Genomic DNA, 20,881 nt, shown 5'->3' with positions numbered 1-20,881 from the left:
TTTTTGAGAATTCACACTACGACGACTGCTATCCTATCGCAATCGCTAGAACATCTTTGTTTTCGGTTAAATAGCTAGAAGCGGACAAGGTGCCCTGGATTCAAAAAGCCGGAGCCACTCGTCTGCGCTTGAATGAACGCGCCGCACTCAAGCATTTTCTGCGATGGCGGGTTCCGCGATCGTCGATGGGGGGACAATCTAGCATTCGATCAAGATCCGCGCCTCACCCATTTTTCGGGCGAGGCATGGAGATCAGTTTCTGAGGCCGAAAGGAACTTCGGCTGCAGGCGGCGCATGTACGACGGCGGGCTCGGAGGCGTTGGCCAGCGATTTGATGAGCATCAGCACGGATTGGCGGACACTGGGATCGTTGATCTTCATGAAGGCCTTGTTGAGGCTGAGACCTTCCTTGGACGTCAGAAAATCGGACAGGTCTTCAAGGCCACTGATCGCCCCCAACCCTTCCGTCGTCAACGGCTGTGAGTTGTCCTGCTGGAAGAAGAAAGCGACAGGGACAGCCAGAACCCCTGCGATCGCCTGCAACCGGCTGGCGCCGATGCGGTTGGTGCCTTTTTCGTACTTTTGCACCTGCTGAAAGGTAACGCCGATCTGTTCGGCGAGCCGTTCCTGGCTCATGCCGAGCATTAGCCGGCGCATGCGCACGCGTGAGCCGACATAGGCGTCAATCGGATTTGGTACTTTTGCACTCACTGCGCAATCTCCTCATTCGAACGGGGGAACCCCAGCGGGCGCCACCTTACAGATGCCCGGGGAGGAGGCAAGGAACACGTCCCCAATCTGCCCGTTCAGTGTGTATTAAATGTTGGTAAATTTCAACCAAAAGTCCTGGCGCCAGAGATTTTCCCCCGAACGTCAAAGAGATAATCGGCTGAAAAGAACCTTCGCGTCAATGTGGACTAAAGTCTGAGGACGATCTGCAATTGTATAAGGGACACACCGGATTGTCTTTGGTCGGTACGCGGGCGGGAGCTGCGTAGTGGCCGGTTCCGCATTGTCCGTCGCCGGCTACATAGCGGTCATAGAGCACCACATTGCCGCTCTTCGAGGGGTAGCGAAGCAGCGCCGCGCGCTCCCGCGAAATTATCTGCTGCATCGATGCGCAGGTTTGCTTGAGTGAATCATAGCGCGAGATCGCCAATGCCGGATCGGCAGTCGCCAATAAAAGCAAAGTTGCGCCCACGATGTTCATGGATGTTCCCTCGATGAACATAGCTCGTCTCAGATGCGCCACTCAGAAATCTTCAGGGATCTGGGCTCGAGATTTTACGGGTGCAAGAGCCGGCGGCCCAGCAGGCGCCGATCTTTCGTCGGCGATCCCAGGAGCAGTCTGCTGCTCACGGCGTTTACTACATTAATTTTTTCTTAAATAACGCAAGGTTAGTCTTTTCAACCATGTGATTATGGGAATTGGTCATTCTCGGGAGGAGCGGAGTGGGGCCGGAAGCAAAAATTTTTTGCTATAACGCTCATTTTTTTCGAGAGAAGCTTGGTTATATTTCCTATTATAAAATCAACGAACTAGCGTATTGCGCGACACGAAACTCTAACACTGGTTGAGTGAGAGAACCAAAATTGGTCGAAATCGCGTCTTGACCCTGTTATATTAGGTGGTCTTAATGCCCTTCGTCCGGTCGTGCCCGCGCCCGGACAAGTTGCTGGAGTATTAGGCCCGCTGCACCAAGAACAGCGGGTCCTTTTTTCACTTCCATTTTTTTGTTTTTTTGCGGGGCCCGCCATGCTGATGCAGCAGGGGGGTCAGCGAGCCCCGGCCGTCCAAGCACGGCGGCACGACGATCAACCAGAACTCCGCTGCCGTCCACAAACCGCTGCTTTAATTGCTGCTGATGCAACTCGCACAAGCATTGCAAAGCGTGGGTACTCGCAAATATTTGCATTGGGAACACCGGCACTTCCCAACTTCAAAAGGTCTGCTGGCGGTGGTTGAGAAAAAAATCGCGATGCCGTTCTGCGGGAATTCCGCTGAAAGCTGACTGAAAGGTTGCCCGCGCTAGGCTTGCCCAGCTTCGTGGAGGAAGCACATGCCGTGCGCGAACATCTGACGCAGGCATCCTAACAGGAGGAGACACTCATGCGTTCATCGCGCACGCTTTTTCATACCGTTGCCCTTTCCCTCGTCATGACCGCCGCTTCCCTCGGCGCCACGGCAGCGCATGCTGCCGACAAAATTTCCATCATGGTGGGCGGCTATGAAAAGCAGATCTATCTGCCGGCCAAGCTTGCGGAAGGCCTCGGCTACTTTAAGGACGAAGGCCTCGATGTCGAGCTTCTGAACGAATCCGCCGGCGTCGATGCCGAAAACCAGCTCCTCGCCGGTGCCGTCCAGGGCGTCGTCGGTTTCTACGATCACTGCGTCGACCTGCAGGCCAAGGGCAAGTTCATCGAATCCGTCGTGCAGTTCAGCCAGGCACCGGGCGAGGTGGAACTGGTGTCGGCCAAGCATCCGGAAATTAAGTCCTTCGCCGATTTGAAGGGCAAGAGCGTCGGCGTTACCGGCCTCGGTTCTTCCACCAACTTCCTGACGCTCTTCATGGCGTCCAAGGCGGGCCTGTCGCCGGCTGACGTCACCCCGGTTCCGGTCGGTGCCGGCCAGACCTTCATCGCAGCCATGCAGCAGGACGCCATCCAGGCCGGCATGACCACCGAACCGACGATCTCGCGCATGCTGAAGACCGGCGAAGCTTCGGTTCTCGTCGATCTCAGAACCTTGAAGGGCACCGAGGCCGCTCTCGGCGGCACCTATCCGGCCGCGTCGCTTTATATGGACGCCGCCTGGGTCGATGCTCATAAGGAAGAAGTGCAGAAGCTCGCAAACGCCTTCGTCAAGACGCTGCGCTTCATCAACACCCATTCGGGTGCCGAAATTGCCGAGAAGATGCCGAAGGATTTCTACGTCGGTGACAAGGAGGGCTACATCAAGGCTCTCGACGCCGGTAAGGAAATGTTCACGGCTGATGGCGTGATGCCGGAAGATGGTCCGAAGACGGTTCTCGCCGTGCTCTCGCAGTTCTCCAAGAACGTCAAGGGCAAGACGATCGACCTGTCGAAGACCTACACGACTGAATTCGTCAAGAACGTCAAGTAAGCAGTCATAACGCCGCTTCCGGAAGGTTCCGGAAGCGGCAGTTCAAGAGACTTTGCATTTCACTGGGCTTTGCGTGCACGCCCCGAAGGCACGCGTCAGGATCAGCACCATGCAACAGGATGAACGCCGCACCCCGGCGATCGAACTCATTAATGTCAGCCGCCGTTTCGTATCGCCGACGGGCAAGTCGCTGACCGCACTTCGCGATTTCAACATGACCGTCGAGCGCGGCGAATTCGTCGCCGTCGTCGGTCCGACGGGCTGTGGCAAGTCGACGACCCTCAATCTTGTCACCGGCCTTGCCAAGCCAAGCGCCGGCGAAGTCCGACTGATGGGCGGCCCGGTCAACGGCATCGACCCGCGCGTCGGCTTCGCCTTCCAGACGGATGCGCTCTTCCCCTGGAAGAACGTCATCGACAATGTCATGTCCGGCCCGCTGTTCCGCGGCAAGTCCAAGGCGGAAGCCGAAAAGAGCGCCAAGGACTGGCTCGCCCGCGTCGGGCTTTCAAAATTCCTGCATCATTATCCGCATCAGCTCTCGGGCGGCATGCGCAAGCGCGTTTCGCTGGCACAGACCTTCATCAACGAGCCGGAAATCCTGCTGATGGACGAGCCGTTCTCGGCGCTCGACGTGCAGACCCGCACGGTCATGCATGAGGAGCTCTTGAAGCTCTGGGCCGAACGCCAGGCTTCCGTCGTCTTCGTGACGCACGATCTCGAAGAGGCCGTGGCACTCGCCGACAAGGTCTATGTGCTGACCGCCGGCCCGGCGACGGTGAAATCGGTCTATACGATCGACCTGCCGCGCCCGCGCGTCGTCTCCGAGATCCGCTACGAGCAGAACTTCATCGATTATTGCAAGACGATCTGGGATGACCTTCGCGAAGAGGTCGAAACCAGCTATCGCCGTGCCGCTGAAGCGGCATAAGGGAGGATTGATCATGGCAAACACAGCCCTCGAAACAGGCAATGCCCCGATCTTCCGCGCCGGGACTTCGGATGCGGAAATCGAAGCCGCAGCGCTGAAGGCGCTCACCCGCCGCAAGTACGTTGTCGTGGCATGGCAGGTCGGCATTCTGCTCGCCATCCTTGGTCTCTGGCAGGTCGCCTCCGATCTGCACTGGATCGACCCGTTCTTCTATTCCAGCCCGTATGGCATCGCGTTGCGCCTGTGGGACTGGATCACCGAGGGCACCGAGAGCGGCTCGCTCTGGTATCATCTCGGCGTCACCATGGAAGAAGCGCTGATCGGCTTCGTCATCGGCTCGGTGACCGGCGTTCTCGTCGGCGTCGCTCTCGGCCGCAACAAACTCGCTTCCGATATCCTGTCGATCTACATCAAGGCGATCAACTCGATCCCGCGCGTCGTTCTCGCGCCGATCTTCGTGATGATCATGGGCCTCGGCCTTGCCTCCAAGGTCGCGCTTGCCTTCATCATGGTGTTCTTCGTGGTGTTCGCCAACGCTTTCCAGGGCGTTCGTGAAGCCGACCGCAACATGATCGCCAATGCCCGCATTCTCGGCGCTTCCAACTGGCAGGTGACCCGCAACGTCATCCTGCCGTCGGCAATGAGCTGGATTTTTGCAAGCCTGCACATCTCCTTCTCCTTCGCCATCATCGGCGCGATCGTCGGCGAATTCGTCGGATCGCTCGCCGGCATCGGCTACCTGATCTCGATCGCCAAGGGCACCTATGACGCAGCCGGCCTCTATGCCGCGATCATCCTCGTGATGGTGGTCACGCTCGGTGCCGAATACGTGATGACGCTCGTCGAAAACCGCATCACCAGATGGCGTCCGCAGCAGCACATGGACGTGCAATAAGCCCTCGAGGCACTCAGTTAACTCCCAAGGCCGGGCACCCCCACCCGGCCTCTTTTTTTGTCTGCCGGTCAGGCCCTACCGTATGCTCAGGGCTGAAAACCCGTTCTGTCCATCTCGGTGATCTCTCTAATTACCTTGCAAGGAACGCCCGCTGCAATCACACCTGCTGGAACGTCTTTGGTCACGACGCTACCTGACCCAATTATCGCGCCATCGCCAATGGTCACGCCCTGGTTGATGTGTACCCCGGCGCCAATCCACACCCCGTTCCCGATCCTCACCGGCTTCGCGTAACACGCACCCGCCGCGCGCTCGGAAGCATCAATTGCGTGGTTGGAGGTGTAAATGCCGACACGGGGACCGAACAGCACGTCATTACCGATCTCGATGCCGCCACCGTCCAGCAAGACGCAGTCGAAGTTGGCGTAGAAGTTGTTGCCGATAACGACGTTCCGACCGAACTCGCAACGGAACGTCGGCTCGAAAAGCACGTGCTCGCCCACCTTGCCCAACAGCTCACGAAGGATGCTTTCCCGTTCTGCGGACGTCTTGCCGAAGCTTGCATTGTAGCGGTTGGTCAGTAGAACGGCCTCCTCTCGAGCCTTGATCAGCTCGGGCGTCAGATCGTTGTACATTTTTCCAGAGCGGATGATTTCCAACTGGTCAGCAAGCGTCATGGGCACTCTCCCCTCAGGTATTGTTTGTGTTTTATTTGCTTAGTTAATACGCATGAACCGTCCATGAATGATTGCTGATGGGTGTTTCGACGACAGCTATGGCGAGCGAGCTTTGCTTGCGCCAAGTTGCCATATAAGCCGGGACGGCCGGGCGGCCGTTATTGTCCTATCGCGCAATTTCCTCCGGATGAGAATCAGCTTATGGTCCGATTCCGGCAAAGCCCATGCCTCCCCCCTCCATCCGGGAAAGTATCGTTCATGCGGGGCTGATCGATCATCGAACCGACTGTTCGAGCGCCAAGCATAAGGAGGGGTTGCAATCGTTGCTCGCGATAGGAGGTTTTACAGATGAGGCTTTCTGGCCCAATTTATCGCTTGAAGCGTAAAGCCCGGCTCATGTCGCGCGAGGAGAATATTCCCTTGCATGAAGCGCTGGACCGAATTGCAGCCGAGGAAGGTTTCCGCGGCTGGAGCTTGCTTGCAGCTCGTGCGGACGCGACGACGCCCGCCGGTGAGATGTTCGCGCAATTGGATCCTGGCGACCTGGTGCTTCTGGGTGCCCGTCCGGGCCACGGCAAAACGCTGATGAGTCTGAGGCTGGCGGTCGAGGCGATGAAAGCCGGCAACCGTGGCATCTTCTTCACACTGGAGGATACCGAAAGGGCCGTTCTCGATCGTTTCCGCATGATTGGCGCTGAGTTCGAGTCTTTCAAAGACCGGTTCGAATTTGACTGTTCAGACGCGATCAGCGCCGACTATATCGTCGAGAGGCTGGCGTCGATGCCCAAGGGAACGCTGGTGGTCATCGATTACCTGCAAATCCTCGATCAAAACCGGCAGAAGCCGGAATTGATGGTGCAGGTCCTGACGTTGCGATCCTTTGCGCGTGAGAGAGGTCTGATCCTCGTCTTCATCTCGCAGATCGATCGGTCCTACGATCCGTCGATGAAAGCCTATCCCGATCTCAAGGATGTCCGTCTGCCCAATCCGCTGGATCTGGCGCTGTTCGACAAGACATTTTTCCTGAACAAGGGCGAAGTCCAGCCTCGGGCGGCAGGATAACGGTCCTGCTTCTTTCTGGTTGCTGGCGGTTGGGACTCGGTCAAACCGCCGGCAGCCTTACGGTCACTAACAAGCCGCCGCCGGGCGCGTCGCTGAGCGCGATCGTGCCGCCGGCGCCGTCGACGACTTCGCGGACGATGGCTAATCCGAGGCCGCTGCCTTCGGGCTCCGTGCCGATGATGCGGTAGAAACGCTCGAATACTTGCCCGCGTTCGGCCTCGGGAATGCCCGGACCGTTGTCCTCCACCGACAGTACGGCGTTGTTGTCATCAAGCCGGACCCCGACCGTGACGCGGCCATTGGCCGGGGTATAACGCAGGGCATTGTCGACGAGATTGACCAGCATCTCGCGCAGCATGGTGCCGTCGCCTTCGACATGGACCGGCGCGCCATCGGCCTCCAGTCCCAGGTCGATGTTGCGTCTCAGCGCTTCTTCCGCCAGGTTTTCCAAGACTTGCCGGGCGGTGGCAACGAGGTCGATCGTGTCGCTACGTGGACGGCGGCTGCCGGGTTCGGCCCGCGACAGGGTGAGAAGCTGGCTCGCCAGCCGTGTCACCTGCCTTGTACTGGAGCGTAGTGCCGTCAGGGCTTCGTCACGTCTGGCATTGTCGTCCTCGCGCGCCGCCACACTTGCCTGCGTCGAGATGAGCGCAAGCGGCGTGCGCAACTGATGGGCAGCGTTGGAGACGAATCGGCGCTGTGCCGCCATCTGGTTCTGCACCCGCTCCATATGATCGTTCAGCGCATGAACCAGGGGGCGTAGCTCGCTCTGCACCATATCCGGCTCCAGCGGGTCCAGCCGCTGGCGGCCGCGTTCGCGCACAGCATCACGTAGCCGCAGCACCGGTGTCAGACCGCGCTGCAGGCCGATAATGGTCACCAGGCCGGCGAGCAGCACGAGCACGAGCTGCTTGGTGAAATCCGAGAGCCACAGCCTGCGGCGCATGGCGTATTGGCTTTTGTGGGTGACGGCGACGGTGACGGAGATCGTGCTGTCTTCGCTAAGGCCGACGATCGGATGGTTCAGCATCATCAGCCGAACCTGATCGGCGCGGAATGTGGTATCTTCACCGACCTGCTGTTTCTTCGGTTGCGGCAGATCGGGATAGCCGGCGACGAGGTTCCCCCACGCGGTCACCACCTGATAGAAGACGCGGTCGCCATAACCGGTATCGAACATTTCCAGCGCCGCCGGTGGGAGATCGACTTGGACAGTGCCGTTTGCATCGACATGTACGGCTTCGGCGATGACGCGGGCCGATGCAAGCAGCGTGTGGTCGGTGACGAGGTCCGAGGTGGCGTTCGCCGAGTGGAAACTGAGGTACAGATTGACGCAGATCGCCCCGATCAGCGTCAGTACCACCCAGGCAAAGAGTTGCGCCCGCAGGCTGGAGGTCAGCCCTGCGATGGCGCGGCGCAGACGTCCCTTGCGTGCTTGGCTTTCGTCATTGCGCATGGCGAAGGAGATAGCCGAGGCCACGCAGCGTGGCGATCTGCACGGCGCTGCCTTCGAGTTTCTTGCGGACGCGGTGCACGTAGATTTCGATGGCGCTGGTGTCGGCGAGATCGTCGAAGCCAAAGACGCTTTCGGACAGCGCGGTCTTGGTGACTGTCGTGCCGACCTTCATGACGAGATGTTCGAGCACGGCATGTTCGCGCGGCGTGAGCGCCAGGGTTTCGCCGCCAAGAAAGAACTGCCGCGTGCCGCCGTCGAAGAGCAGGTCGCCCACGGCGATTTCGGGTGCGGCGCGATCATGGCCGCGGCGGACAAGGGCGCGGATACGGGCTTCCAGCTCGGCGATTTCGAAAGGCTTTGCCAGATAGTCGTCGGCGCCGCTGTCGAGCCCGGCAACACGGCCGTCGAGGCTGGCATTGGCGGTCAGGATGATGACCGGCACCTTGTTGCCGCTTTGGCGCAAGCGCTTCAACAGCGTCAACCCATCGATTTTCGGCAGTGACAGATCGAGGATGACGACCGCGTAACCCGCCACTTTCAACATATGTTCGGCGTCCTCGCCGTCATAGGCGATGTCGACGGCATATTGCGCCTGACGCAGCGCCTTGCCGAGCCAGGACGCCAGTTCGCGGTTGTCTTCGACGATCAGGAGCCTCATGGAGCAACTATACAGCAAGTACCCGATAGTGCGAGTGTTTCCGGAATTGCCGTGGCCCTATTTCAGCGCCGCCACAGCCTCAATCCCATCTCCTTCACCTCTCGCAAATATACTTTGCGCGCATAGGGCGGCGTCAGATTGTGGTCGGTATCGGGAATGATGGTGAGGCGGATGTCGGGGAAATTCTTGAGGCCGGCGGCATCTTCGCCGAAATGTTCGCGGAAATGATCGAGACCAATGTCGTGGGCGCTGTAGATCAGGGAAATATCGACTTGGCGTTTGACGAGCGAGCGGAAGCCGTTGATGACGGTTTCGTGCTCGCCGGCGAAGAACGGGAGAACGCCGAGGAGGGGGCGGCCGAGACGGACGGCGCGCCGCGCCAGCGCCACGACGATGTTGCGCGCCGCACTTTTGGCGTCGATCTGGCCGCCATAGAGCCGCTTCAGCGTCTCAAACTGCAGGAATTTCTGGCCGTAGGTCTCGAGCGAACGCGGCACGAAGCGCAGGGCTTCCTCCACGGGCTGGGTTTCATCCCAGAAGAAAGCATAGGGGTTGACGGTGATCAGACCGCCGCACCTGCCATCTTGGATAGCGCTCTGATAAGCGAGATAGCCACCGCTGCAGCGGCCAACGGCAAAGGCGGGCAACAGTTTCTCCGCCTCCAGAAGGTCGAGAGCGGCGCTAACGTCCTGAAGCTGCGCGGGGGAATAGAGCACCTGTTCCTGCGCATCGGGAAGCGGCGGACTGTCGGCGACGTTGGCGGTATCGAAACGCAGCGAGGGGATGCCGTCGCGTGCAAGCGTTCGCGCCATGGTCACCGACATTCGGCCCCAGCCAGCATGGCGGTCATAGGCCGTGGTCAAAAGCAATGCCGTCGCGCCCGCACGGGTGCCTGTGGGTTCGCAGAGAATGCCGGAGAGGCGGTTGCCCTCGCCAAAGCGCAGCGGCGTTTCGCGAAAACCGTCGCCGATCAGCGGTTCGGCGCGCGGCGCGCGGAGAATTCTGCGAGATGCCGTCGCGGATTCTTCCGTCGCGATCGACCGTGCCCAGTCCAGAACTTTCCGGCCGGCTTCGAGCGGCATGGTGGCTACGGTCGGGTTCGATACCAGCTCGTCATAGCCCTCATAGGCCGAGCGTTCGACGCGTGGGCCGAGGGTTTCGAGATGGGCAGCGAAATCGGCGTCTCCAGGGCGGCCGGGCCGCGTCAGGACAAGGCAATCCGGCGCGCTGATATGGGCAAGCGTCATCAGATTGAGTTTCTTGACCGCGGCGGCGATAGAGTCCGGCATCTGCAGGCTGGCGATGGTCACGCCCTCGGCCCGGCGTTGCGCTTCGGTGAGCCCCATGCCCTCGTCGATCATCTTCGACCAAACGGTCAATTCGCGCAGATAGGCGCGGCCGGAAATGGTCGGAGCCAGAAAGGCGATGCCGTCGACGCCGGAGAGCTGCTCTGCAATATCAAGGGCGACGACGCTTCCGAGCCCTTGGCTCACCAGGATAAGCCGCTCGCAGCCGGAGAGCGATCGCAGCATGCCGGCGGCGGCGAGGGCCGTGCCTTCCCAGAGCGCCAGTCCTTCACCCGGATCGGCAACGTCGAGCGCATCGCCGGTGCCGGCATAGTCGAAGCGGAGGCTGGCAATACCTTCCTTGGCAAAATCTTCGGCGAGAATGCGCCAGAATTTGCGGGTGCACATTTCCTCGAAACCCCAGGGGCTGAGGAACAATACGGCCGTCTGGCTCGTCGGTGCCGCGGCGGGCATGAACAGGCCGACAGTTCCGGCGAAAGTCACCGGCGTGGCGGCGGGGGTGACATCCTTAAGCGGGCCCTGGTATTCGGCGGCTCCCAACGCAGCCATGGCATTCTCCTCAAATTCGGCGCGGCGCCAGCCATGCCAGCGCGTGAACGGCAATCGGATGAGCGCGCCGGGGCAGACGCGCGGCAATTTGCTGAAGGACGGCGATATCCTCCGGCGGCACGGCATTCAGCAGCCGGAGCGCCAGGCCATAGACCAGGATGCCGGCAATGACGGCGCTGACGAGGCCGGGAATGCCGGGCAGCACATGGATGAAACCATAGGCCGCGGCGGCGCAGAGCGCGGATGCGCCGGTCACCTTGGCAAGGCTGACGAACATACTGTGCATCGAGCCCTCGAATTCCATGCGGCGCACCATCAGCACGCACATGGCGGAGAAGGCGAGCAACCGCACTAGCGCGGCACCTTCGCCGCCATACGAGGGCACTGCGATCAGGCAGCCGACGACCATGATGACGCTGGCGACGCCGCCGATGATGGTACGCTCGCGCATGCGGTCGATGGAGTAGAGATATTGCGTGCAGATCTGCATGAAGACGTAGGGAGCAGCCGTCAGCGACAGCAGCGCCACCATGCCGCCGCTCGGGCCGAAGGGCTTGCCGAAGATCGTTACCACCAGCTCAGGGGCGATCGCCGCAAGGCCGAAGCTCATGGGCAGGGTAATATAGGAAATGGCGCGCGCGACGCCCTCGAAGACATGAACCGGCAACTTGCCCGACGCCTGCGAATGCATCTGTTCGGAATAATAGGGCAGCAGGCTGCCGCTCAACTGCACCGGAAGCTGCAGCGCCAGATTGGCAAGCGACAGGCCGACGGCGTAGAAGCCGACTGCTTCGATGCCCCAGTAATGCTGCAGGAAGACCAGCTCGATGCGGTTCAGGAAGATCGAGCTGTTGATGAATTCGACCGAGAGAATGAGCGAGGAACTGACGAGATAGCCAAGGCTGACGCCGCAACTGTTCCGGCGCGCGACTGCGATCCTCAGGCTGGAAACGAACATCGGGAGCTGACCGATGGCATAGCCGGCAAGAGCGCCGCTGACGCCAAAGAAGATGGCGCCGAGAAGCACGGTGGCGAGCTGCAGCACCGAACTTGTCAGGGTGATGCGGAAGAAAGCGCCGAGCTGTTGTTCGCCGACCAGATAGTTCTTGCTGTAGGCGCCCAGCGACTGAAGGACGAAAAACGCGCCGGTGATGACGATGACGGACCATTCATCGTTTGCCCAATGCAGCCGCTCCGCTTCCCAATAAAAGGCCGTGTAGCCTGCGAGCAGGATCAGCGTCGACAGGATCGTCGGGTGCAGGAGGTAGGCCGCAAAGCCGCGCCGCTCCTCCGTCGAATAGCCCTGGACTTTTAGTTGCGGCAGTATGCGCAGTAGCGTGATGCCGGTGCCGAGTTCGGCGACGAGCGCGCCCGTGGTCGTCAACCAGAGCGAAAAGGCGATGATGCCGTTAGCTTCCGGGCCAAGCAGGCGGGCAGCGATGATCGAACAGGCAAAACCGGTCGCCAGCAGGGTCAGCCCCGCCGCCGCGTTCAACGCCGAATTCGCCATGATGCTCTTCGTCATGAAGATTACCGTTCCCCAGGTCGCAGAAATTGGCCGCAAATGCCGGCTCTTCATGGAGATAGCGCCTGCTGTATTTCATATGCCTTAATATTTACCGTCTATTCCTAATGTAACTTTCATTTTTACTTCGGCTAATATGCATATTTCCGATATTGGCTGTCTTGCCGCTTGTTCGGGAGTCCTCTTTGTTCAGCCTCATCGTCTGTACGATCGACCGCTTCGACCAGTTGGAACGACTGTTTCAGTCGCTGATGAGTCAGCGTCACAGGGATTTCGAGGTGGTCCTTGTCGACCAGAATCCTGACGATCGGCTGTCGGAGCTGATCGGAAGCTTCTCGCCCTTCTTCATGATCCGCCATGTCCGCTCGGCCAAGGGCCTTTCGCGGGCACGCAACAACGGAATGGCCGCCGCGAATGGCGACTATGTCTGCTTTCCCGATGATGATTGCTGGTATGAGCCCGATACGCTGGAGACGGCGGAGCGGCTGTTTGCCGCGCACCCGGAGCTTGCCATCGTCACCGGTCGTACACTCGATGCCGACGGCTTGGCCTCCGTCAGCCCGACAGGCGAAACGTCGCTTGCGGTGACGCGCTGGAACTATCTGAAATGCGGCAACTCCAACAGCATTTTCGTGCGCCGTGCGGCGCTGGCCGCCATCGGCGGCTTCGACGAGAATCTCGGGGTCGGCTCGGACTCGCCATTCCAAAGCGGCGAGGAGGCGGATTTCCTACTGCGTGCTCTTGCTGCAGGCAAGCGGCTGATGTTCTTTCCGGAATTGATCGTCCACCATGATCAGGTCACCAGCGAATATGGCCCGCGGCAGATCGAACGGGCGCGCAAATATGGCCGCGGCTTCGGCGCGCTGATGCGCAAGCAGCGCTTTCCGCTCGCCTATGTCGGCTACCGCCTGTGCAGGCCTGTCGCCGGCTGGCTGGCAGCGCTGGTGCGATGCAGGGTCGATACGGCGCGTTACAAGCGCGCCTGGCTGATGGGCATATTGGAAGGCTATGCGACCTGGCCGCGATGGCGCAGCGGTTGAGGCCGTTCGCCCCTTGGCGTCATGGCTTCGGCATAGACATCCACATAGCGTTGCGCGACCTCGTCCCAGGCATAGGCGCGGGCGTCATGAATGAGTTCTTCTCTCAGGCCCAGGCCTTCGGCACCGAGACGCGCGAAAGCGGCGGCTAGGGCATCGGCGGCGGTTTCCGGATTGGAAAAATCGGAAAGCATTAGCGTCGGATGGGTTTCAGCGAGCGCCTTGTAGGCATCGTTTGTGTGCAGCACCGGCAGCAGGCCGGCACTCATCGCCTCGATCGCCACCAGGCCGAAGCCCTCATATTCGGAGGCGGAAGCAAAAAGCGAGGCGCGGGCGATAACGTTGCGGATGGCGCCATTGTCAATCGACACATGCAGCGAGACATGGCGGCCAAGCTCGCGGACGGCGATTTCCTTCTCCAGCGCCGGCTGATCGAGATCGGAGACGGCACCGATAATGTCGAGATGCCAATCCGGATCGCGGGCGGCGAGCACCTTCATGACGTCAAGCATGCGGTCAAGCCGTTTGTTGACGGAGAAGCGGCCGATAGTGACGATGCGGCGGCGGGCTTCGAGCGCGGCGCAATTGGCGAATTTGCCGACATCGGCGCCGTTCTCGATCAGGCGGGTGCGGCTGGCGGCGATGCCGGAAAACAGCCGCTCGTCCGACAGGCTGCAACAGACGAGCTCGGCATAGGCAAGGGCCGAAAGCCGGGTTGCGGTGTTGAACCAGAGCTTCTTGATGGCGGCATATTTCGGCGTATGGAAGAAGCCGCCATGGGTGGTGGCAACCATCGGGCGGCCATGGAACAGCTTGCCCCAGGCAAGCGCGTCGAAGAAGAAATCGACGGCATGGACATGGATCAGGTCGGCATCGGCGATATGCTTGAAAACCTGCGGCGCCAAGGGATAGCGGCTGGAGCCGGACCAGGGGATGCGGACGATCTCGATATCATCGATGGTTTCGGCCGGTACAAGTTTATGGGTAGGATCGGAGAACAGGCTATTGCAGGTAACGACGCGGACACGATAGCCGCGGCGGATCAACTGCCGGCAGAGGTTGGCGACCACATCTTCCAGCCCGCCCTTGTTGGGCAGGAACTGGCGCACGACATGCACGATCAGCGGTCCCGAGGCATTCTGTGCTTGAATATCCGAAATAGCCGATGTCATTGACCCGCCCTCGATCTTTGGCCGCACAAAGCCGCGGCGATCAGGCGCGCGAAAGCGCCGTCTCTTGATCGGCGCAAAGCACACCATCTTGCTGGTTAAAAAGAGCTTAATTGCGGACGAGGGATCGCGCCGTTTCAAGCAAGAAGGTTAATATCGGAACATTCCGTCAGGGAAGGTTGGGCTTGTGCATGGCCCCTCACCCTTGCCCTCTCCCCGCACGCGGGGACAGAGTTGGGGTGAGGGGTCATCTCGGAAAGAGCGGCATAACTCCTCCTCAGCCGGACCTCTCAAAACGCCCGAAATGTCAGTGTGGTCAGCGAGCGGACGATGCCCGGGATATTGGCGATGTTGTCGTTGATGAACTTGCCGATATCCTGCTCGTCCTTGATGTAGACCTTCAGCAGCAGGTCGTAGTCGCCGCTGGTGGAATAGAGTTCCGAGACCAGCTCCGTCTGGTAGATCGCGTCGGCGACCTCGTAGGTCTTGCCGGGTGCGCATTGGAGCTGAACGAAAATGGGCTTCATGAGATTGTCCTGACTCTGTCGCGGCCGCGATGGCGGCCGGCGCTTTGCTCTATAATGGTCGAAAGCGGCGTGGCCATGCAAGTTTTTCTCTATCCACCGGATGTCGCGCTTGCCGCTTCCGCAAGTCGGGAGGTGGCGCTAGATTGACGGGATTCTTTTAGCCAACCGGATCGACTCGATGCTGAATGACCCTCGCTCTCACGGACTTTGGGAGAAGACTGCTCCGCCGCCGCCTGCGACCGGGCCGCTTGCAGGCGATGTTTCGGCCGACGTGGTGGTGGTCGGCGGCGGCTATACGGGGCTGTCCTCGGCGCTGCATCTGGCGGAAGCCGGAACCAAGGTGGTGCTGCTGGAAGCCAATGAAATCGGCTTTGGCGGCGCGGGGCGCAATGTCGGTCTGATCAATGCCGGCATGTGGGTCATGCCCGACGACCTGCCTGGCGTGCTGGGTCCCGTCCATGGTGAACGGCTGCTGGAGCTTCTTGGCGATGCGCCGAAGCTGGTAATGGCGCTGATCGAGAAACACGGCATCGCCTGCGAGCTGGAACGCAACGGCACGCTGCATTGCGCCGTCGGGTCCGAGGGACTGAAGGAGATCGAAGAGCGTGCCCGTCAATGGGGCAAGCACGGTGCCCCGGTCACCGTGCTCGATACGGACGAGACGGCGCGGCGGGTGGGGAGTTCTGCCTACGCGGGAGCGTTGCTCGACATGCGCGCCGGTACGCTGCAGCCGCTCGCCTATGTCCGCGGCCTGGCGCATGTGGCGGCCACGGCCGGCGTTGTGATCCAAACCGGCAGCCGCGTGACGGCGACCGAGAGGAATGGCGGGCGGTGGATCGTCAAAACCGCCGGCGGCAGTGTCAGTGCGGATTGGATCGTCGTCGCGACGGATGCTTACAGCACCGGTCCCTGGCAAGAGGTGCGCCAGGAACAGGTGCATCTGCCCTATTTCAATTTCGCCACCGTACCACTTGGCGACAATCTGCGCAGATCGGTGCTACCCGGTCGTGAGGGCGCGTGGGATACGAAGGAAATCCTGTCGTCCTTCCGCATGGACCAGGCCGGCCGCCTTGTCTTCGGCAGCGTCGGCGCATTGCGCAATACCGGGCTTGCCGTCCACAAGAACTGGGCGCGTCGTTCGCTGAAAAAGCTGTTTCCGCAGCTCGGAGATATCGCCTTTGAAAGTGAGTGGTATGGCAAGATCGGCATGACCGACAATGCCTTGCCGCGCTTCCACAGGTTCGCGCCGAATGTCGTCGGCTTTTCCGGCTATAATGGGCGCGGCATCGCGCCGGGCACGGTGTTCGGGAAGATATTGGCCGACCATATTCTCGGCCGAGTTTCCGAAGCCGACTTGCCGCTGCCGGCGACCGATCCGCGCGAGCACGGCTTCCGTGCGCTGAAGGAAATGTGGTACGAAGCCGGCGCCCAGGCTGCGCATTTTGTAGGCGCGAGGGACTAGAGCATCCTATCGGCTTGGTGATTTCACCTAAAAGCGGGATGCTCCAGGGACGGGAACCGGACCATCATAACAAGAAGAGGAAGATGACATGACCGCCACACTCGATCTCGCCGCCGAGACCAGGGCAGTCCTGACCGAACTCGGCGTTACCGCCGATCGCTACACGGGCGGAACACTTGCCGTAACCTCACCGGTAACCGGCGCTGAAATCGGCCGCCTGAGGGAGCATTCGGCTGCCGAAGCGAAGGCTGCGATCGACAAGGCGCATGAGGCGTTTCTTTCCTGGCGTGCCGTGCCGGCGCCGAAGCGGGGCGAGCTGATCCGCCTGCTCGGCGAAGAGCTGCGCATCGGCAAGGCGGCGCTCGGCCGTCTCGTTTCCATCGAAGTCGGCAAGATCACCTCCGAGGGCCTCGGCGAAGTGCAGGAGATGATCGACATCTGCGATTTCGCCGTCGGCCTGTCGCGCCAGCTCTATGGCCTGACCATAGCCACTGAGCGCTCGGAACATCGAATGATGGAGAGCTGGCATCCGCTGGGGCCGATCGGCATCATTTCCGCCTTCAACTTCCCCGTTGCCGTCTGGTCGTGGAACGCGGCGCTCGCCATCGTCTGCGGCAATTCCACCGTCTGGAAGCCATCGGAAAAGACGCCGCTGACGGCGCTTGCCGTACAGGCCATGTTCGAAAAGGCGCTGAAGCGCTATGTCGTCGAGGGCGGCGAGGCGCCGGCCAATCTCTCGACGCTGATCATCGGCGGCCGTGATGTCGGTGAGGTGCTGGTCGATCATCCGAAGATTCCGCTCGTTTCGGCGACCGGCTCGACAGCCATGGGCCGCGCTGTCGGTCCGCGTCTCGCCAACCGCTTCGCCCGCGCCATTCTCGAACTTGGCGGCAACAATGCCGCGATCGTCTGCCCAACGGCCGATCTCGACCTGACGCTGCGCGGCGTCGCCTTTTCCGCCATGGGAACGGCCGGCCAGCGCTGCACGACGCTGCGCCGCCTCTTCGTGCATGAAAGCGTCTATGATCAGCTCGTCCCACGCCTGCAAAAGGCCTATGGCTCGGTCACCATTGGCAATCCGCTGGAAACGGACACGCTTGTCGGCCCGCTGATCGACAAGCAGGCCTTCGAGAAGATGCAGGCAGCCCTCGGCCAGGCGCAGTCGGCCGGCGGCAAGGTGACGGGTGGCGAACGCGTCGAAAACGGCGCGGCCGATGCTTTCTACGTCCGTCCGGCCCTGGTCGAGATGCCAGCCCAGACCGGACCGGTCGAGCACGAAACCTTCGCGCCGATTCTCTATGTGATGAAGTACAGTGATTTCGACGAGGTAGTGGCGCTGCACAATGCCGTGCCGCAGGGCCTGTCGTCGTCTATCTTCACCAATGACATGCGCGAGGCGGAAGCCTTCGTCTCGGCGCGCGGTTCGGACTGCGGCATCGCCAATGTCAATCTCGGCCCTTCCGGCGCTGAAATCGGCGGTGCTTTCGGCGGCGAGAAGGAGACCGGCGGCGGCCGTGAGTCCGGCTCGGATGCCTGGAAGGCCTATATGCGCCGGGCGACCAATACTATCAACTACGGCAGGACATTGCCGCTGGCGCAGGGCGTCAAGTTCGACGTCGAGTAAGACGAGCGTCGCAATCCTTGCGTTGCGATGAGGAGGGCATGGGCGTAGAAACGTCTTCGCCCTCCTTCATCATTCCAAGGTCGCTCACCATGCATCTGTCGCTCGCCGAGGCCGAAACGCTGGTTGTGGAGGCGCTGCAGCGAAATCGAGTCAGTGCGGAAAACGCCCGTTCGGTGGCGGTCGCCCTCGTCGCGGCGGAGGCGGCCGGGCAAGGGCGCCATGGTCTGCGCCGCGTGCCCGCCTATGCCGGGCAGGCGAAGATCGGCAAGACCGACGGCTTCGCCAAGCCACAGCTCCTTCGACCCTATCCTGCCGTGCTGCGCATCGATGCCGGCAACGGCTATGCCTATCCGGCGCTCGATCTCGCCGTTGCCGAGCTTTCCATTGTTGCTCGCGAACAGGGGATCGCGCTGGCGGCCATCAGCCGCTCGCATCATGCCGGCGTCATGGGCCTGACGGTCGAGCGTTTTGCCGATCAGGGGCTGGTGGCGCTGATGGTCGCCAATGCGCCGGCCTCCATGGCGCCCTGGGGCGGCAAGAGGCCTGTCTTTGGCACCAATCCGATCGCCTTCGCCGCGCCGCTGCCGGACGCCGATCCCATCGTCATCGATCTCGCACTGTCGAAAGTGGCGCGCGGCAAGGTCATGGCCGCCCGGCAGAAGGGCGCGCCGATCCCGGCCGATTGGGCCTACGACCGCGACGGCAAGCCGACGACCGATGCTGAGGAAGCGTTGGCCGGCACGATGATCCCCGCCGGTGAATCAAAGGGGGCGGCACTGGCCATGATGGTGGAGATCCTCTCCGCCGGCCTGACCGGCGCCAACTATTCTTTCGAAGCTTCGTCGCTGTTCGACGATCAGGGTTCGCCACCCGCGCTCGGGCATACGATCATCGCCATCAATCCGGCGGCGATGAGTGCGGGCGATACGGCAAAGCGGCTGGCCCTGCTGGCGAGCGAAATCACCAGCGATCCCAATGTCCGCCTGCCCGGCCGGCGCGGGCAGAACTCACGACGCCTTGCGCTGAGTGAAGGCATCAGTGTCGAGGACGAAGTGATTGCCGCGATAGAGAGGCTTTGAGCCGCCGACGGTGATGGTCGGGTGCCTGACGGCTACCCGCGATCCACAGATCAGACGATCGCCGGCGCCGTCTGCTCTTCGTTCAGCCAGCCGCCGATAAAGCCGGCGCGTTCGAGGCCACGGCGCAGGATCGGCGATTGCCGCATCAGGTTCCAGATCAGCCCGCTGCGCTCATTTTCGATCATCATCACGAGCAGGCCCTGGTCGATGGCGACCGAGCGGTCGTCCACCCAGCCTTCTGGGCCTGGGCCTCTGACGCTGGGGTTGAAGCCACCGGGAAAGCGGCCGTCCAGCAACAGGTTCGGATAGGTGGAAAGCAGGGCCTTGGTGCCGTCGAGGGCGGCTTGGCGGTCGAACGGCAGGCAGGATAACGGGCCCCAGGGCGCGATCGTACCGTCGTCGGGACCGAGCGGCGCGCCGCGGGCGGCATAGCCGAGAACCTTAGGGCTGTAACGCCGGCTGTGCTTGGTGCCGGTCGGATTCGGGCCGTCACAGGCCGAGAGCCCCCAAATGTTCTTGGCATAGCCGACGAAGTGGCCCGGGTTGCGGTCGGTGTAATCGCGCTGAACGGCGATGGCCGTCTGGGTGTTGCGGAAATAGTCCGTGTCCTTGTCGGCCACATGCCGGTCGGCGATGCCGCGAAAATCGATCCAGGCGTGAGAGAAGAGATGGATGAACAGCGGCCCGGCATAGAGATAGGGCGTGTCCCTGAACATCATCCAGGTATAGGTCGAGGCGAAGGCGTCGTAGCTCGATGACGGTATGGGATGGCTGGGCGAAGCGAGTGCCAGCACGTAAAGAAAGATCGCCTCGTCATAGCCCTGGTAGCGCCAGCGCAGGAAACCGCTGCTCGGCTTCCAGCCCATGCTGATCGTCTTGCCCTTGTTCAGCGCCCAATGCCAATCGCAGCGCTCATAGAGAAACTGCGCCTGTGTGCGAATGTCCTCTTCGTTCTGATCGGGGCCGTTGAAATAGGCTGCCGCCGTCAATACGCCGAGCAGGAAAAGGCCGGTATCGATGGTGGAGAGTTCGCTGTTCCAGGCCCGGTTGCCGGTCGCCATATAGAGGAAGTGATAGTAGAAGCCGCGATGACCGGTGGCGCCTCGCTCTTCTCCCTGCTGGCTTTCGGCGAAAAAGTTCAGCGAGGTCAACACGCGCTGGGCCGCATCCGCGCGGCTGATCCAGCCGCGTTCGACGGCGACGGGATAGCTCGACAGCGCGAAGCCGACGGCGGCGATGCTGCAATGGCTCGTCTTGATCGAAGTATCCGCCACCAGCCCATTTTCCGGATTGGTGTAAAGCATGAAATAGTCGAAGGCCGAACGTTGCAGACGGTCGATCAACGCATCGTCGGTTTCGTTGGTCTGTTGCAGCATTGTCTGATCCATCTCCTCGGCGCCCCCCGGTTTCTGCTGAGCATAGGAGCTCGGACAGTTGCAAATCAAAGATGATTAATGCTGCCACGCTTTTGTGGACGATTGTTTAAAATCGGAGCACCCGTCAGATATACTAGCAGCGGCTGCCTCGAGAAGCTTAATCATCTACGACGCGGATGGCCGAAAGCATCGCGTCCAGCAAACTATCCGCCGTCTCGTCGCCAGGAAGCGATCTGATCATGCCGTCCAGGCGTCCCTCGAGCCGCAGCATAGCGAAGCCATGCACCAGTGACCAGAGGGCCGTCGCCTGCGCCGCCATCTGTAGCGGCGGCATCGATATGTCGGGTGCGCGGGCGGTGGCGGATGGTTTCATTGGCCCGACCGTAGCGCTGTTCCTGGCCGCGCTTGTTTCCTTCGTTCTTTGCT

General features: G+C 61.1%; 19 protein-coding genes. 8 read left to right on the top strand and 11 right to left on the bottom strand.

Going from position 1 to position 20,881, the window contains the following annotated elements:
- Positions 1–252: 252 nt before the first annotated feature.
- Both N2601_RS16000 and N2601_RS15995 read right to left on the bottom strand, forming a co-directional pair.
- The gene (locus N2601_RS16000) at positions 253–711 is read right to left on the bottom strand and encodes a helix-turn-helix domain-containing protein (RefSeq protein WP_104824720.1); all 459 of its coding nucleotides are present in this window, start codon (positions 709–711) and stop codon (positions 253–255) included.
- A gap of 196 nt (positions 712–907) precedes the next feature.
- Entirely contained in the window at positions 908–1,210 is a 303-nt protein-coding gene (locus N2601_RS15995) for a hypothetical protein (protein ID WP_104825259.1), read from the bottom strand.
- 900 nt (positions 1,211–2,110) lie between these two features.
- Here N2601_RS15995 and N2601_RS15990 point away from each other — a divergent pair.
- From N2601_RS15990 to N2601_RS15980, 3 genes are all read left to right on the top strand, one after another.
- A complete protein-coding gene (locus N2601_RS15990) occupies positions 2,111–3,124 on the top strand; it encodes an ABC transporter substrate-binding protein (RefSeq protein ID WP_260303196.1) in 1,014 nt (337 codons plus the stop codon).
- Between the two features lie 109 nt (positions 3,125–3,233).
- Positions 3,234–4,052: an ABC transporter ATP-binding protein gene (locus tag N2601_RS15985; protein WP_104824718.1), complete on the top strand. Its 819-nt coding sequence runs from the start codon at positions 3,234–3,236 to the stop codon at positions 4,050–4,052.
- Between the two features lie 13 nt (positions 4,053–4,065).
- Complete coding sequence (locus N2601_RS15980; protein WP_104824717.1) at positions 4,066–4,947, top strand: ABC transporter permease; 882 nt, start codon at positions 4,066–4,068, stop codon at positions 4,945–4,947.
- 86 nt (positions 4,948–5,033) lie between these two features.
- Here the strand turns inward: N2601_RS15980 and N2601_RS15975 are convergent, their stop codons facing one another.
- Positions 5,034–5,624, bottom strand: coding sequence for a sugar O-acetyltransferase (locus tag N2601_RS15975; protein WP_104824716.1), 591 nt, complete (start codon positions 5,622–5,624; stop codon positions 5,034–5,036).
- Between the two features lie 348 nt (positions 5,625–5,972).
- Here N2601_RS15975 and N2601_RS15970 point away from each other — a divergent pair, with 348 nt between their 5' ends.
- Positions 5,973–6,686 (top strand): DNA helicase, encoded by a 714-nt coding sequence (locus N2601_RS15970; protein ID WP_104824715.1) that lies wholly within the window; start codon positions 5,973–5,975, stop codon positions 6,684–6,686.
- A gap of 40 nt (positions 6,687–6,726) precedes the next feature.
- On the opposite strand, the gene N2601_RS15965 is transcribed toward N2601_RS15970, so the two are convergent.
- The 4 genes from N2601_RS15965 to N2601_RS15950 all read right to left on the bottom strand — a co-directional run bounded on the left by N2601_RS15965 (position 6,727) and on the right by N2601_RS15950 (position 12,181).
- Entirely contained in the window at positions 6,727–8,142 is a 1,416-nt protein-coding gene (locus N2601_RS15965; protein WP_104824714.1) for a sensor histidine kinase, read from the bottom strand.
- Positions 8,132–8,800 carry a response regulator gene (locus N2601_RS15960; protein WP_104825258.1) on the bottom strand — a complete coding sequence of 223 codons (669 nt, stop codon included), beginning with the start codon at positions 8,798–8,800 and terminating at the stop codon, positions 8,132–8,134. Before N2601_RS15960 ends, N2601_RS15965 begins: the two co-directional genes overlap by 11 nt.
- Before the next feature lie 62 nt (positions 8,801–8,862).
- Complete coding sequence (locus N2601_RS15955) at positions 8,863–10,656, bottom strand: alpha/beta hydrolase (protein ID WP_104825257.1); 1,794 nt, start codon at positions 10,654–10,656, stop codon at positions 8,863–8,865.
- A 10-nt stretch (positions 10,657–10,666) separates the two neighbouring features.
- Positions 10,667–12,181: a lipopolysaccharide biosynthesis protein gene (locus N2601_RS15950; protein WP_104825256.1), complete on the bottom strand. Its 1,515-nt coding sequence runs from the start codon at positions 12,179–12,181 to the stop codon at positions 10,667–10,669.
- 185 nt (positions 12,182–12,366) lie between these two features.
- Between N2601_RS15950 and N2601_RS15945 the strand changes: the two genes are divergently transcribed.
- Positions 12,367–13,221 (top strand): glycosyltransferase family 2 protein, encoded by an 855-nt coding sequence (locus N2601_RS15945; protein WP_104824713.1) that lies wholly within the window; start codon positions 12,367–12,369, stop codon positions 13,219–13,221.
- Here the strand turns inward: N2601_RS15945 and N2601_RS15940 are convergent.
- Entirely contained in the window at positions 13,188–14,390 is a 1,203-nt protein-coding gene (locus tag N2601_RS15940) for a glycosyltransferase family 4 protein (protein WP_104825255.1), read from the bottom strand. The genes N2601_RS15945 and N2601_RS15940 overlap by 34 nt on opposite strands.
- A 287-nt stretch (positions 14,391–14,677) precedes the next feature.
- Complete coding sequence (locus tag N2601_RS15935) at positions 14,678–14,914, bottom strand: Lrp/AsnC ligand binding domain-containing protein (RefSeq protein WP_034522129.1); 237 nt, start codon at positions 14,912–14,914, stop codon at positions 14,678–14,680.
- 178 nt (positions 14,915–15,092) lie between these two features.
- Between N2601_RS15935 and N2601_RS15930 the strand changes: the two genes are divergently transcribed.
- From N2601_RS15930 to N2601_RS15920, 3 genes are all read left to right on the top strand, one after another.
- Positions 15,093–16,376, top strand: a complete 1,284-nt coding sequence (locus N2601_RS15930; RefSeq protein WP_104824712.1) for an NAD(P)/FAD-dependent oxidoreductase — start codon at positions 15,093–15,095, stop codon at positions 16,374–16,376.
- A gap of 88 nt (positions 16,377–16,464) precedes the next feature.
- On the top strand, positions 16,465–18,000 hold the full coding sequence (gene amaB / locus N2601_RS15925; protein ID WP_104824711.1) for an L-piperidine-6-carboxylate dehydrogenase: 1,536 nt from the start codon (positions 16,465–16,467) through the stop codon (positions 17,998–18,000).
- Between the two features lie 89 nt (positions 18,001–18,089).
- Complete coding sequence (locus tag N2601_RS15920; protein WP_260303984.1) at positions 18,090–19,079, top strand: Ldh family oxidoreductase; 990 nt, start codon at positions 18,090–18,092, stop codon at positions 19,077–19,079.
- A gap of 50 nt (positions 19,080–19,129) precedes the next feature.
- On the opposite strand, the gene N2601_RS15915 is transcribed toward N2601_RS15920, so the two are convergent.
- Both N2601_RS15915 and N2601_RS15910 read right to left on the bottom strand, forming a co-directional pair.
- Positions 19,130–20,455 (bottom strand): glucoamylase family protein, encoded by a 1,326-nt coding sequence (locus N2601_RS15915; RefSeq protein ID WP_104824710.1) that lies wholly within the window; start codon positions 20,453–20,455, stop codon positions 19,130–19,132.
- A gap of 157 nt (positions 20,456–20,612) precedes the next feature.
- Entirely contained in the window at positions 20,613–20,828 is a 216-nt protein-coding gene (locus tag N2601_RS15910) for a TetR-like C-terminal domain-containing protein (protein ID WP_104824709.1), read from the bottom strand.
- Between the last annotated feature and the right edge of the window lie 53 nt (positions 20,829–20,881).

The sequence above is a fragment of the Rhizobium sp. CB3060 genome, from assembly GCF_025200735.1.
Classification (GTDB): Bacteria; Pseudomonadota; Alphaproteobacteria; order Rhizobiales; family Rhizobiaceae; genus Rhizobium.
Note: the sequence above shows the minus strand (reverse complement) of the source record. Positions and strands in the feature narration are given on the sequence as shown.

What these genes read in the sequence shown, in the direction of transcription:
- N2601_RS15995 (WP_104825259.1), bottom strand. Translation starts at nt 1,210, where the DNA reads ATGAACATCGTGGGCGCAACTTTGCTTTTATTGGCGACTGCCGATCCG.
- N2601_RS15985 (WP_104824718.1), top strand. Translation starts at nt 3,234, where the DNA reads ATGCAACAGGATGAACGCCGCACCCCGGCGATCGAACTCATTAATGTC.
- N2601_RS15965 (WP_104824714.1), bottom strand. Translation starts at nt 8,142, where the DNA reads ATGCGCAATGACGAAAGCCAAGCACGCAAGGGACGTCTGCGCCGCGCC.
- N2601_RS15920 (WP_260303984.1), top strand. Translation starts at nt 18,090, where the DNA reads ATGCATCTGTCGCTCGCCGAGGCCGAAACGCTGGTTGTGGAGGCGCTG.
- N2601_RS15990 (WP_260303196.1), top strand. Translation starts at nt 2,111, where the DNA reads ATGCGTTCATCGCGCACGCTTTTTCATACCGTTGCCCTTTCCCTCGTC.
- N2601_RS15955 (WP_104825257.1), bottom strand. Translation starts at nt 10,656, where the DNA reads ATGGCTGCGTTGGGAGCCGCCGAATACCAGGGCCCGCTTAAGGATGTC.
- N2601_RS15935 (WP_034522129.1), bottom strand. Translation starts at nt 14,914, where the DNA reads ATGAAGCCCATTTTCGTTCAGCTCCAATGCGCACCCGGCAAGACCTAC.
- N2601_RS15910 (WP_104824709.1), bottom strand. Translation starts at nt 20,828, where the DNA reads ATGAAACCATCCGCCACCGCCCGCGCACCCGACATATCGATGCCGCCG.
- N2601_RS15915 (WP_104824710.1), bottom strand. Translation starts at nt 20,455, where the DNA reads ATGCTGCAACAGACCAACGAAACCGACGATGCGTTGATCGACCGTCTG.
- N2601_RS15960 (WP_104825258.1), bottom strand. Translation starts at nt 8,800, where the DNA reads ATGAGGCTCCTGATCGTCGAAGACAACCGCGAACTGGCGTCCTGGCTC.
- N2601_RS15950 (WP_104825256.1), bottom strand. Translation starts at nt 12,181, where the DNA reads ATGACGAAGAGCATCATGGCGAATTCGGCGTTGAACGCGGCGGCGGGG.
- N2601_RS15975 (WP_104824716.1), bottom strand. Translation starts at nt 5,624, where the DNA reads ATGACGCTTGCTGACCAGTTGGAAATCATCCGCTCTGGAAAAATGTAC.
- N2601_RS15940 (WP_104825255.1), bottom strand. Translation starts at nt 14,390, where the DNA reads ATGACATCGGCTATTTCGGATATTCAAGCACAGAATGCCTCGGGACCG.
- amaB (WP_104824711.1), top strand. Translation starts at nt 16,465, where the DNA reads ATGACCGCCACACTCGATCTCGCCGCCGAGACCAGGGCAGTCCTGACC.
- N2601_RS15930 (WP_104824712.1), top strand. Translation starts at nt 15,093, where the DNA reads ATGCTGAATGACCCTCGCTCTCACGGACTTTGGGAGAAGACTGCTCCG.
- N2601_RS15980 (WP_104824717.1), top strand. Translation starts at nt 4,066, where the DNA reads ATGGCAAACACAGCCCTCGAAACAGGCAATGCCCCGATCTTCCGCGCC.
- N2601_RS15970 (WP_104824715.1), top strand. Translation starts at nt 5,973, where the DNA reads ATGAGGCTTTCTGGCCCAATTTATCGCTTGAAGCGTAAAGCCCGGCTC.